Below are 11238 nucleotides of genomic sequence, written 5' to 3'. Positions count from 1 at the left end.
TCTGGCCGTGATCGTCACGTCCACCAGCCAGCACCCCCCCACATTCATCGCTGACTCAAGATTATGGCGGAAGCCGATGTGCGGTGCCGTTTCGCGCGGTCCGCGACCCAGACGCGCCGCGGCCGCCGGTCTGGCGCTCCAGCCAGATTTCGTGATCTTGGCTGGTCAGGGGCAGGTGGGGCTGACAACTTCGCGCCGACCTTCCGGTGCGAACTGCTATCACGGGCCGCGGTCAGCAGAAGGACATCGGATCGAGACTCCGCGCCTGATTTCGATCGGTTGTCACGGGTTCGCCAAGATACGAGGGGCTAGGCTTCTTGATGATTTTGTTGGTTTCCGGTCGGAGGGCTGCGGTGGAGCTGAGGATCAGGGTGTCGGGCGCGGATGCCGACGGGGTGCGGTCGCTGCGGGAGAGTTTGAGCTGGGAGGATGAGCTGCGTGGCCGCGTCGAGCTGGTCGAGGCGGCGCCGCGTCGGGGTGAGCTCGGTGTGGTTCCGGACGCGCTCGTGGTGGCGTTGGGCCCGGGGGTGGTGACCGCGGTGGTCAGTGTGGTGATCACGTGGATCAGGCATCGCAGCTATGACGTGGATGTCGAGATGACCCGGGCGGACGGGGCCAAGGTGGCGGTCTCGGCCAAGCGGGTGCGGGGCGCCAACTCCGACAGCCTTCGCGAACTTGTCACCGAGGCGGCCGCGACGCTGGATGGAGTCGCGGCGGAGGTGGACGGGTCTGCTCGCAGGCCTGCGGAAGACGTGGACCAGTGACGCCGGGCTGAACGGCTGGTGCGGATGGGCGTCCGGCGGCCCGGCATCCCATTCACGACTTCGGCAAGAACGCCTGCGCGGCTCGAACTGGCCTGCGCTCATGGAATTGTCCACTAAGGACTTCGTCGGCGCGGGTCTCGGCGGCCCGGTCCATGACCGAGCGGACTGTGCGACCGGGTGGTAAGCAGAATGTCCGAATCGGTTTCATGAAAGCTTTCGCGAGACGATGTGCGGGAAAACGCAGGCATGTGGATGAACATCACCCGAAATCTCGATCGGGGCTGAGGCCGTGCCGTGGCTTGTCTGCCGCCAGATGGCCGAACCTGCCCGCCCTTGTCGAAATCGCCCACTGTCGCTCTGTCGGAAAATTTCTGAAATGACCACGTCATAGTCTGCGGTTGGTTCACGCCAGTCTCCTATCGTGCGATCGGAGTGACGGTCGCAAGAGGACTACCTGTGTTGGGTTCGAGCAGGATAACTCCGACATGCCCGACGCACGCAGCCGGAGGTTGCGCATGTGTTCTGCCATCCTTGACCTCACCGAGGACACGTCATCCGTCGACCCGGACGAATATATCTCCGCGTTGATGAAGTGGCATTTCAGCGCCGAAACCGGGAGTCCGTACTGGCTGCGCCGCGCGCGGAGTCTCGATTTCGACCCCATCGTGGATGTGCGAACGTTCGCTGACCTCAGCCTGTTCCCCAACGTCATCAACGAATTCCGGGAAGTCCCGGTCGAAGACCTGATTCCGCGCGGCCTCCACGGCGTCGACCGGGAGGTCGCCGGGATCTTCGAAAGCGGCGGCACGACCGGAGCGCCGAAACGGTTCGTGATGTTCGACCGCTGGATGGACTTCGCGCTCGGCTGGGACGAGTTCCACTACGCCGATCTCGGCACCATGAACACCCTCGCCATCGCCCCCAGCGGGCCGCACATGTTCGGCGAGTTCGCGAGCAGGCGGGCCCGGCGCCACAACGGGGTGAAATTCACCGTCGACCTCGATCCCCGCTGGATCAAGCACCTCATCGCGCGCGGTGACACCGATGAAGCCGACCGCTACGCCGAGCATCTCATCGACCAGGCGGCGCACATCCTGACCACGCAGTCCGTCGGCATCCTGATCACCACACCGCCCCTTCTCGAACGCGTCGCGCGCCGCGACGACCTCGTCGAACTGGTTCGCGAGCACATCAGGTTCATCTGCTGGAGCGGCGCGCACATGGACGCCGATTCGCGCGACATCGTCAAGCAGGAGATCTTCCCGGGAATTCCGCTCAAGGGCCTGTACGGGAGCACCACGATCCTCGGGATGTCCCGCGAGCGGCCCGAGGAACGGCCGGACGGGTTGGCCGTGTTCGATCCGCCCAGCCCGTACATCGTGTTCCGGGTCGTGCGTCCCGAGACCGGCGCCGACGTCGAGTTCGGCGAGCGCGGGCAGGTCGTGATGAACCACCTCACCAAATACGCGCTGCTGCCCAACAACCTGGAGCGGGACACGGCGCTGAAGGTCGAGCCGCTGCCCGGCGCGCTGGGGTGCGCGGTCGCCCACGTCCGGCCGGTCACCACGTTCGACGACACCGCGGTCATCGAGGGGGTCTACTGATGGGCTCGCCCGTCTACATCGACGCGCTCGGACCGACCGGGCCGTACCGGTCGCGCGAACGCCTGCCGCTGACCTCGCTGTCCGGCGCGCGGATCGGCGAGATCAGCCAGGTGCCCGCGCTCTATGTGCGACGAACGCTCGCCGCGATGCGTGGCGCCCCGGTCGTGCCCGCCGCAGATCGGTTCGCCGCGCTGGAGAAGGCGGCGGACCTGTTCTTGACCGCGACCATCGGCGGTCTCGACCCCGAGGAATACATCCGACTGGTGTCGACCGCGTCCGGTGTTCCGCTCGGCGTTGTCCGGCAGTCGGTCGACTGGGTCGCGGACGTGCTTCGGTCCCAGCGCGACACGGTGGAGCTGGCGATGCCCCGCGGCGCGGTCGGCGACTGGCGGGATTCGCGGACGCTCGACGGGTCGGCGGTGTGGACCCGCCGCGGCGACCTGTTCGCGGTGCACGCGGCGGGCAACACGCCTGCCGTCCACGGGCTGTGGCCCGAGGCCCTCGCCTTGGGCTACAAGGTGGCGCTGCGTCCATCGACCCGAGAGCCGTTCACCGCGTACCGACTGGTCAGCGCCCTGCGCGAAGCGGGTTTCCCGCCGCTGGCGCTGACCCTGCTGCCGACCGACTACGCCGCCGCCGACGTGATCATCGCCGAGGCGGACTACGCGATGGTGTACGGCGGCCAGGACGTCATCGACAAGTACGCCGCCAACCCGCACGTGCTCCCGCAGGGCCCCGGCCGGTCGAAGATCCTGGTCACCGCGGATGTCGACTGGCGCGAGAAGATCGACATCATCGCGGGATCGGTCAGCCACCTTGGCGGCACCGCCTGCACCTGCGCCACCGCCGTGCTTGTCGAAGGCGATCCGGAACCCCTCGCCCGGGCGCTCGCGGAGAAGCTTCACGAGATCCCGAGCCTGCCCGCCGACCACCCCGACGCGATCCTGACCGTCCAGCCGACCGAGTCCGTCGTGGAGGTCGACCGCTACCTGCGCAAGGTGTCCGCGGACGCGCGGCCGTTCCTCGGCGGCGGCACCATCGTCGACGAGCTGCCCTCCGGCGGCTCGGTGCTGCGCCCGGCCGTGCATCTCGTTGATTCGAGCACGGCGCCGCAGCTCGACGTCGAACTCCCGTTCCCGTGCGTGTGGGTCGGCCCATGGCGCCCGGAGGACGGAATCGCGCCGCTGCGGGACACCCTGGTGCTCACCGCGATGACCACCCGCACGGACCTGGTCGACGCGTTGCTGGACGAGCCGTCGATCACCAACGTGTACCTGGGTGACAACCCGACGACCTGGCTCCGCCCGGGAATCCCGCACGACGGTTACCTGGGCGAGTTTCTCATGCGCACGAAGGGAGTCATCCGCACCGGCGTGTGACCACCCCGGTCCGTCGAGGTCGGTGTCCGGCCGCGTCGTGGCCCGCTGACTCGCGCTGTCGTCATGGGCCAGGTGGGGAGGGGAGCGGGTTACTCGCCCACGGAACGGCTCGAAGCCGCCTGGCGGGTTGACTCCTTGGTCAGGCGCCAGGCCAGGAAGGCGACCGTCGAGCGAACCACGACGTTCACCAGTGCGCCGGTGCCGCGAACGATGGGGGTGAAAGACGCCTTCCAGGACAGGGTGGTGCCGCCCTGTGCGTTCTCGGTGAAGGTGATGGTCGCCTGGTAGTCGCGGACCGGCACGATGCGGCCGACGAAGCGGTAGGAGAGGCGTTGCGCGGGGTCGAAAGCGGTGATCTCCTCGCGGATCAGGACCGGCCAGGTCCCGGTGGAGCGGATCGCGCCGACTCCGCCCGGGTTTGTGCCGGGGGAGCGTTCCCAGCGCGAGGACAGGATGAGCGGTCGCGCCCAGGTCTTCCACGTGGGGGCGTCGGCGAGGATGGCGAACACCACCGCCGGGGGCGCCGAATACCTCCGCCGAATGTGGTACCCGCACCGCTTCGTGCTTGTCATAGGGGCATCAGAACACGTTGTCGACCTTTAAGCCAGGGTGGGGCAGGGCTCCGGCGAAGTCGCTCACCGTGGATATGAGGGCACGGCTCGCATTGCTCAAGTGAGTGCGTAAAAGGGTGTCCCACGCGGGTCGGCCATGGCCTGGGTCTGGGTTTCCGGGGGCGTGCCACGGTGGTGGCGTCGGTCGAGTTCGATGAGGCCGACCGGGTTCTGGTGGCCGCGGCGACGATCATGCTCCGGGCCTCACGGGCGAGGCCGTCTATCGCTATCCCAGCGTTCAGTGGTGCGGTTCCGCTCTGGTGTGGCGAAGGTCCCTGCTTGTTCGGGACCTGCGCCAGGCTCGGGCAGGGCTTTCCACGGCATAGCGTCGGAAACGTGAAGCCAGGGAAGGGGAAAATCATGCTGGACTGCCAGATTGTGTCCCGGGCGGTGGTGACCGTCGGCGCGCGCGGCCTCGTGAGGCGCGGCGGAGTCCGCTGTGAACAGGAGATTTCAGCATGAATGACGTCACTGAGTCGAGTGTGGAGCGTTCGGTGTTCGTCGGGGTCGATGGTTCGGAGTCGGCTGGGCGGGTGTTGCGGTGGGCGGTTGCTGAGGCGGGCAGGCGGGGGACCGGGTTGGTGGTGGTCTCCGTGTACGCGTGGCCGGTGAGTGGGTATCCGGATGGGCTTGTCGTCGCTCAGGAGTTGCGTCGGGGGTTGCGGGCTCAGGCGGAGGAGACCGTGCGGGCGGCGGTGGCTGTGGTGGCCGGGGAGGCTCCGGGGTTGGCGGTGCGGGGTGAGGTGCGGGAGGGGGCTGTCGCGGCCCAGTTGATCGCCTGTTCCCGTGACGCCGGGGTGTTGGTGCTCGGGTCTCGTGGGCTGGGTGGGTTTTCGGGGCTGTTGCTGGGGTCTGTGGCGGTTGCCCTTGCCGCGCATGGGCATTGTCCGGTTGTGGTGGTGCGTGCTGAGAGTCGGGTGCCGTTGTCGGGTCGGGTGGTGGTGGGGGTGGATGGCGGGCCGGGGGATGACGATGTGTTGGCGTTCGCGTTCGCGCACGCGGCGGGGGCTGGGGCTGCGGTGGTCGCGGTGCACGCGTGGAGTGACACGACGATCGAGGTGGCGCATGTGGTGGAGCGGGCGGCGTTCGATTGGGGTGTGTTGGCGCGGCAGGCGCGGGACGCGCTTGTGGAGCGGTTGGGGCGGTGGCGGGCGAAGTATCCGGATGTGCCGGTCGAGTCGGTCGTTGCTCGGGAGCGGCCGGTGTGTTTGTTGTTGGATCAGGCGGTGGACGCGAGTCTGGTGGTGGTCGGCTCGCGGGGGCGGGGTGGGTTCGCGGGGTTGGTGCTGGGCTCGGTGAGCCAGGCCGTGGTCCGGCACGCGCCCTGCCCGGTCGCCGTCGTGCGGACCGAGCGGACCCGGGGAGACCAGTGATGCGCGTGAAGGCGGCGGCTCCGCAACCGGGTTCCCCGGGTGGCGGTGGGCGTTCGGACATGGTCACCGGGGCGCGGTGGGTGTTGCGCGGTGACGGCGGTGCTGTCGCGGTTCGGGAGCTGACCGGCGCGGACCGTGACGTGGTGGCCGCTCTGCACGCGGCGTTGCCGCCGGAGGACGACTACCTGCGGTTCTTCACTGTGTCCCGGTCTGTCGGCAGGCGGTATGCCGACAGTGTGCTGCCCGCCGACGACCGGCACCGCACGCTCGGCGCGTTCGCCGATGGCGAGTTGGTGGGCTGCGCGGGGTATGTGCTCCAGCCGGACGGGACCGCGGAGTTCGCCTTGGTCGTCGGGCACGGCGATCAGGCGCACGGGGTGGGGACGCTGCCGGTGGAGCAGTTGGTCGCGCTGGCCCGCGCGCACGGTGTGGCGACCTTCGTCGCCGACGTGCTCGCGACGGCAGGCGACGCGCCCGCTCGGGCGGGTGGCCGCGCGTGTCGGGCCGTGTCCACAGGGGAGCGCCGAGGTGGGACGAAGGTCCCTGGCGGATGGGGGCCGCGGCCGGTGTGCGCGCCGCGGGTGGTGGGGGAGTGTGGTGGGGAACTCCCGGAGGAGGAAACCATGCAGTCCGACTTTTCCCTTTCCCAGATCGATCCGTTGGTGGCTCAGGCATTGCGGGCCGCGGTGCGGGCGCCGTCGGTGCACAACACGCAGCCGTGGCGGTTCGTCGTGCGGGCTGACCGGGTCGATGTGCGGCTCGACCGGGACCGGGTGCTCGCGGTGGCCGACCCGGACGCCCACGAGGCTCGGCTGTCCTGTGGGGCGGCGGTGCTGAACATGCGCCTGGCCATCGCCGCGCGCGGCCGTGCCGCGGAGGTGGCGGTGCTGCCCGACCGGCTCGATCCGGACCTGCTCGCCGTGGTGCGTGTCGGCCTGCCGCGCCGGGCCACGGCAGCGGAGTCGGCGCTGGCTGGGGCGATCGAGCGCAGGCACACCAACCGCAGGCCGTTCCTGGACCGGGCCGTGCCGTTTCCGGTGCGCTCGGCCCTGGTCGCCGCCGCGTCCGCCGAGGGCGCGGGGTTGCGCGTCTTCGACCGGCCCGCGGACCTGGCCGCGGTCGCCGACATCGTCCGCCGGGCCGACCACGCGCAGAGCGAGGACGCCGCGCACGGGCGGGAGCTTCGGGCCTGGATCGCGGACGAGGGCCGCGCCGACGGTGTGCCGAGGTCGGCGATCGGGCGCGTGCCGTCGCGGGACAGCGTCTTGACGGTGCGGGACTTCGCGCCCCGGGACGCGGCCGGGGTCGTGTTCGAGTCCCGGCCGCTGGTCGCGGTGCTGACCACGGTCGGGGACACCCCAGGCGACCACGTGGTGGCGGGGCAGGCCCTGCAGCGGGTGCTGCTCGCGGCCGAGGCCGCCGGGCTGGCGGCCGCGCCGCTGTCGCAGCCGATCGAGGTGCCCGCGGCGCGCGCCGCGCTGCGGGCGGTGGTGGGCGCGGCGCCGCATGTCGTGCTGCGGCTGGGTTTCGGGTATCCGGGCGTGCCCACGCCGCGGCGTCCGCTCGCCGCCGTGGTGACCATTGTGGACGAAGCGCCGACCGATGTTCCCTTGGCGTAGGGGCCGTTCGGTCCGCGAGATCGGGTCCGTCGTCCCGGGCGGGGCGGCGCCAAGGGTGCGAGGCTGACCGGGTGGATGTGAACGAGGTGCTGCTGCCCGGTGTCGGGCTGCGCTATGAGTTCGTCAACCGGGACGGCGACCGGGTGGGCGTGGTCGCCCGCCGCGGCGGTGATTTCGAGGTCTTCGTCTACGCCGAGAGCGACCTCGACGAGGCGCTGCCGGTGTTCCGGCTCACCGGGGAGGAGGCCGAGGCGCTGGCGCAGATCCTGGGCGCCCCGCGGATCGCCGAGCGGTTCGCCGACCTCACCCGGGAGGTGCCGGGGCTCGCGGCGGGGCAGGTGGAGGTCGCCGCGGACAGCCCCTACGCCGGGCGGCCGCTGGGGGACACCCGGGCGCGGACCCGCACGGGGGCCTCGATCGTGGCGATCGTGCGCGCCGACGACGTGATCGCCTCACCCGGCCCGGCCGAGGTGCTGCGCGCCGGGGACGTCCTGGTCGTGATCGGCACGGACACGGGCATCGCGGGCGTGGCCACGCTGATCGCCCGGGGGTGAGCGGTGCAGGTCTCCGTCGCGCTGCTGCTGGAACTCGGCCTGGTCCTGCTCGCGCTGACCGTGCTCGGCGGCGTGGCCCGGTCCTTCGCGCTCACCCCGGTCCCGCTGTACCTGCTCGCGGGGCTCGCGCTCGGCGAGGGCGGCATCGCCCCGGTGCCCGCCGCGAACGGGTTCATCGACGCGGGCGCCTCGATCGGCGTCGTCCTGTTGCTGCTGACCCTGGGCTTGGAGTTCTCCCTGACGGAGTTCCGCTCCGGCGTGCGCAGGCACCGGCTTTCCGCCGCGGTAGACCTCGGGCTCAACGCGGTCCCGGGCGCGGTGGCCGGGTGGCTGCTCGGCCTGGACGGCGTCGGCGTCCTGGCGCTGGCAGGCGCCACGTACGTCTCATCGTCGGGGATCATCGCCCGGCTGCTGGCCGATCTGCGGCGGCTCGGCAACCGGGAGACCCCGGCCGTGCTGTCGGTGCTGGTCATGGAGGACTTCGCGATGGCCGTCTACTTGCCGCTGCTGGCGGTCCTGGCCGCGGGCGGCACCTGGTGGCAGGCCGCGGCGGGCGTGGCCGTGGCGGTCGGCGCCCTCGCGGTGGCCTTCGCCGCGTCCCAGCGCTGGGGCCACCACCTCGGGCGGCTGATCGCCCACCCGGACCCCGAGCAGTTGCTGCTGCGCGTCCTCGGCGTGACCCTGGTGGTGGCGGCGCTGGCCGAACTCGTCCACGCCTCGGCCGCGGTGGGCGCGTTCCTGGTCGGCCTGACCCTCACCGGCGAGACCGCCGACCGCGCCCGGATCGTGCTCGCCCCGCTGCGCGACCTGTTCGCCGCGGTCTTCTTCCTCGCCATCGGCTTGTCGATCGGCCTGGCCGACCTGCTGCCCGTGCTGCCCGTCGCGGCGGCGCTGGCCGCGGTCACCGCCGCCACCAAGGTGCTCACCGGCCGCTTCGCCGCCGCCCGCGAGGGCGTGGGCAGGCGCGGCCGGGTCCGGGCCGGGACCGCGCTCGTGGCCCGCGGCGAGTTCTCCATCGTGATCGTCGGCCTCGTCGGGGCCGGTCACGACGTGCTCGGCCCCGTGGTGACCGCCTACGTCCTCATCCTCGCCGTCGCGGGTCCGCTCCTGACCCGTTTCGCCGATTCGGGCAGGCGTCCGGCTCCGCCGGTCGCGCGTCGCAGGGCCCGACCGGAAGGGCACGCCCCAACGGGGGCATAAGCCGCCGAAGTGACTGTCCTGTTGGCAAACGCTTGTTGTCCTTTGTGGACAAAGGTCGAAAGTCCCTGCCCACACGGGGCGTCGGACGGTGTGTCGCGGGCGCGCGCGACGGGCACTCTGGGCACGGGTGGAAGCGGCGCTCGCCGCCGGACGCCGACTCGATCGAGGAGGAGCTGACCGATGAGCCACGACCACTGGGAGCCCGGCGAGGTCGCCGTCATCGCCGCGGCGATGAGCCGCGCGCCGTCGGTGCACAACAGCCAACCGTGGGCGCTGGAGTTGCGCGAGCGTGCCGCCGAGGTGCACGAGCGGGTCGACCTCGCCCTGCCCCGGCACGACCCGCTCGGCCGGGACCGGTTGATCTCCTGCGGCGCCGCCCTGACCAATGTGCGCCTGGCCGTGCGCAGGCTCGGCTACCGGGCGGAGGTGACCGAGTTCCCCGATCCGGGCAGGCCCGGCGAGGTGGGCCGGGTCGTCGCGGGTGCGCGCGCCGAGCCCACCGGCCGTGAACTCGCCCTCTACCGGGCCATCCGGGCCAGGCACAGCCACCGCGCCCGCTTCGGGCCGGAGCGCGTCGCCCCCGCCGTGCTGGGCGAGGTGGTCGACACCGTCGACGTCCCCGGAGTGGGCGTGCGGGCCGTGCGCCCCGAGGACGTGCCCGCGCTGGCGCACGTGCTGGTCTACAGCGCGTCCGTGGTCCAGCACGACCGCGCCTACCAGCGGGAGTTGGCCGCGTGGACCGCCAAGGGACACCAGACGGACGACGGGCTGGTCCCCGCGGCGGCCGGGACCCTGCCCTGGGCCGGGCTGGTCGACGAGCGCACCGCGCTGCCCGACGAGGACGTGCTTGGGCGGCGGCTGAGCGCGGAGACCGAGGTGCTGATCACCACGGTGGACGACGGTCCCGTCGACCACCTGCGCGCGGGCATCGCCCTGGAAGAGCTGTGGCTGGCCGCGACCGCGGCGGGCCTGGCCGCGTCCGTGATCACCCAGCCGCTGCACCTGCCCGAGGCCCGCGCGGGCCTGATCGAGCGCCTCGACCTGGCGGGCTACCCGCAGGCGCTGCTGCGCGTCGGACAGCGGACGGAGATCGCCGCGCCCAGTGCCCGCAGGCCGTTCACCGCCCTCATCAGCGGCCGGACGACGGCGGGCGCGCGATGAGCCGCGCGCACCCGGTGCGGCCGCCGGCCCTGGTCGCCGTGGACGGGTCCGACTCGGCGCTGGCCGCGGTCCGCTGGGCCGCGGCCGCCGCCCGGCGGCGCGGGCTGCCGCTGCGCCTGACGCACGCGGGCGGCGGCCATCTGTCGGCGGACCCGGGGGACCCGGGACTGCGGTCGGACTACCTGGACGCCCTGTCCTCGCGGGGCAGGCACGCGTTGCGGGAGGCGCAGGCCGCGGCCGAGCGGGCCGAGCCCGGTGTGGCTGTCACGCAGTCGCTGCGGCTCGGTGCGGCCGTGGAGGTCTTGGTCGAGGAGTCCGAGCAGGCCGCCATGGTGGTGCTGGGCTCCCGCGGCCTCACTGGCGCGAGTTCGGCAGCCCTGGGATCGGTGTCCGCCGCGGTGGCCGAGCGCGCCGACTGCCCCGTGGTCGTGGTCCGCGGCCCGGCACGGACCGAGGGGCCGATCGTGGTCGGGGTCGACGGGTCGCGCACGAGCGAGGCCGCCGTGGCGTGGGCCTTCGAGCAGGCGTCGCTGACCGGCGCCCCGCTGGTGGCCCTGCACACCTACAGCGACGTCGCGTTCCCCGGCCTGTGGGTCACGGTGCCGCTGAGTGTCGACTGGCACGCGGTGACCGGTCTCGAACAGCACCTGCTCGACGAGCGCATGGCCGGGTGGCAGGAGAAGCACCCCGATGTCGAGGTCCACCGGGTGGTCGAGCGCGACCGCCCGGTCCGGGCCCTGTTGGCGCGGGGCACGGCCGCCCGGCTGCTCGTCGTCGGCGCGCGGGGGCAGCACGCGCCCGCAGGGATGGGGCTGGGCTCGACCAGCCAGGCGCTGCTGCGCTGCGCGGACTGCCCGGTCGCGGTCGTCCACCCGCGGCCGCGATGAAAGCCCGGGGTGAGTCGCCTCCCCCAAGCGGCCCACCCGGCAGGCGCGAAAGTCCCGGCCGACTGGGGACCTGCGACCGCGTCGGC

10 protein-coding genes are annotated in these 11238 nt (G+C 71.9%); 9 read left to right on the top strand and 1 reads right to left on the bottom strand.

Going from position 1 to position 11238, the window contains the following annotated elements; genetic code table 11:
* Nucleotides 1-371: 371 nt before the first annotated feature.
* The 3 genes from BLS56_RS02620 (at nucleotide 372) to BLS56_RS02610 (ending at nucleotide 3747) form a co-directional block, all read left to right on the top strand.
* Entirely contained in the window at nucleotides 372-764 is a 393-nt protein-coding gene (locus tag BLS56_RS02620; protein WP_139190467.1) for an effector-associated constant component EACC1, read from the top strand.
* Between the two features lie 515 nt (nucleotides 765-1279).
* The gene (locus tag BLS56_RS02615; RefSeq protein WP_091447805.1) at nucleotides 1280-2368 is read left to right on the top strand and encodes an acyl-CoA synthetase family protein; all 1089 of its coding nucleotides are present in this window, start codon (nucleotides 1280-1282) and stop codon (nucleotides 2366-2368) included.
* A complete protein-coding gene (locus BLS56_RS02610; RefSeq protein ID WP_091447803.1) occupies nucleotides 2368-3747 on the top strand; it encodes an aldehyde dehydrogenase family protein in 1380 nt (459 codons plus the stop codon). Before BLS56_RS02615 ends, BLS56_RS02610 begins: the two co-directional genes overlap by 1 nt.
* An 89-nt stretch (nucleotides 3748-3836) precedes the next feature.
* On the opposite strand, the gene BLS56_RS02605 is transcribed toward BLS56_RS02610, so the two are convergent.
* On the bottom strand, nucleotides 3837-4319 hold the full coding sequence (locus BLS56_RS02605) for an SRPBCC family protein (protein ID WP_091447801.1): 483 nt from the start codon (nucleotides 4317-4319) through the stop codon (nucleotides 3837-3839).
* 497 nt (nucleotides 4320-4816) lie between these two features.
* Here BLS56_RS02605 and BLS56_RS02600 point away from each other — a divergent pair, with 497 nt between their 5' ends.
* The 6 genes from BLS56_RS02600 (at nucleotide 4817) to BLS56_RS02575 (ending at nucleotide 11152) form a co-directional block, all read left to right on the top strand.
* The gene (locus BLS56_RS02600; RefSeq protein ID WP_091447799.1) at nucleotides 4817-5731 is read left to right on the top strand and encodes a universal stress protein; all 915 of its coding nucleotides are present in this window, start codon (nucleotides 4817-4819) and stop codon (nucleotides 5729-5731) included.
* A complete protein-coding gene (locus BLS56_RS32875) occupies nucleotides 5731-7350 on the top strand; it encodes an Acg family FMN-binding oxidoreductase (protein ID WP_324187490.1) in 1620 nt (539 codons plus the stop codon). Before BLS56_RS02600 ends, BLS56_RS32875 begins: the two co-directional genes overlap by 1 nt.
* 71 nt (nucleotides 7351-7421) lie before the next feature.
* A complete protein-coding gene (locus BLS56_RS02590) occupies nucleotides 7422-7904 on the top strand; it encodes a cation:proton antiporter regulatory subunit (RefSeq protein ID WP_091447797.1) in 483 nt (160 codons plus the stop codon).
* Between the two features lie 3 nt (nucleotides 7905-7907).
* A complete protein-coding gene (locus BLS56_RS02585; RefSeq protein ID WP_091447796.1) occupies nucleotides 7908-9104 on the top strand; it encodes a cation:proton antiporter in 1197 nt (398 codons plus the stop codon).
* 180 nt (nucleotides 9105-9284) lie between these two features.
* On the top strand, nucleotides 9285-10265 hold the full coding sequence (locus tag BLS56_RS02580) for an Acg family FMN-binding oxidoreductase (protein WP_091447794.1): 981 nt from the start codon (nucleotides 9285-9287) through the stop codon (nucleotides 10263-10265).
* Nucleotides 10262-11152: a universal stress protein gene (locus tag BLS56_RS02575; protein ID WP_091447792.1), complete on the top strand. Its 891-nt coding sequence runs from the start codon at nucleotides 10262-10264 to the stop codon at nucleotides 11150-11152. Before BLS56_RS02580 ends, BLS56_RS02575 begins: the two co-directional genes overlap by 4 nt.
* Nucleotides 11153-11238 lie beyond the last annotated feature (86 nt).

Source organism: Actinokineospora iranica, assembly GCF_900101685.1.
GTDB classification, from domain to species: Bacteria; Actinomycetota; Actinomycetes; order Mycobacteriales; family Pseudonocardiaceae; genus Actinokineospora; species Actinokineospora iranica.
This window is presented reverse-complemented; position numbering and strand designations above follow the sequence as displayed.

What these genes read in the sequence shown, in the direction of transcription:
- BLS56_RS02615 (WP_091447805.1), top strand. Translation starts at nt 1,280, where the DNA reads ATGTGTTCTGCCATCCTTGACCTCACCGAGGACACGTCATCCGTCGAC.
- BLS56_RS02610 (WP_091447803.1), top strand. Translation starts at nt 2,368, where the DNA reads ATGGGCTCGCCCGTCTACATCGACGCGCTCGGACCGACCGGGCCGTAC.
- BLS56_RS02605 (WP_091447801.1), bottom strand. Translation starts at nt 4,319, where the DNA reads ATGACAAGCACGAAGCGGTGCGGGTACCACATTCGGCGGAGGTATTCG.
- BLS56_RS02600 (WP_091447799.1), top strand. Translation starts at nt 4,817, where the DNA reads ATGAATGACGTCACTGAGTCGAGTGTGGAGCGTTCGGTGTTCGTCGGG.
- BLS56_RS32875 (WP_324187490.1), top strand. Translation starts at nt 5,731, where the DNA reads ATGCGCGTGAAGGCGGCGGCTCCGCAACCGGGTTCCCCGGGTGGCGGT.
- BLS56_RS02580 (WP_091447794.1), top strand. Translation starts at nt 9,285, where the DNA reads ATGAGCCACGACCACTGGGAGCCCGGCGAGGTCGCCGTCATCGCCGCG.
- BLS56_RS02575 (WP_091447792.1), top strand. Translation starts at nt 10,262, where the DNA reads ATGAGCCGCGCGCACCCGGTGCGGCCGCCGGCCCTGGTCGCCGTGGAC.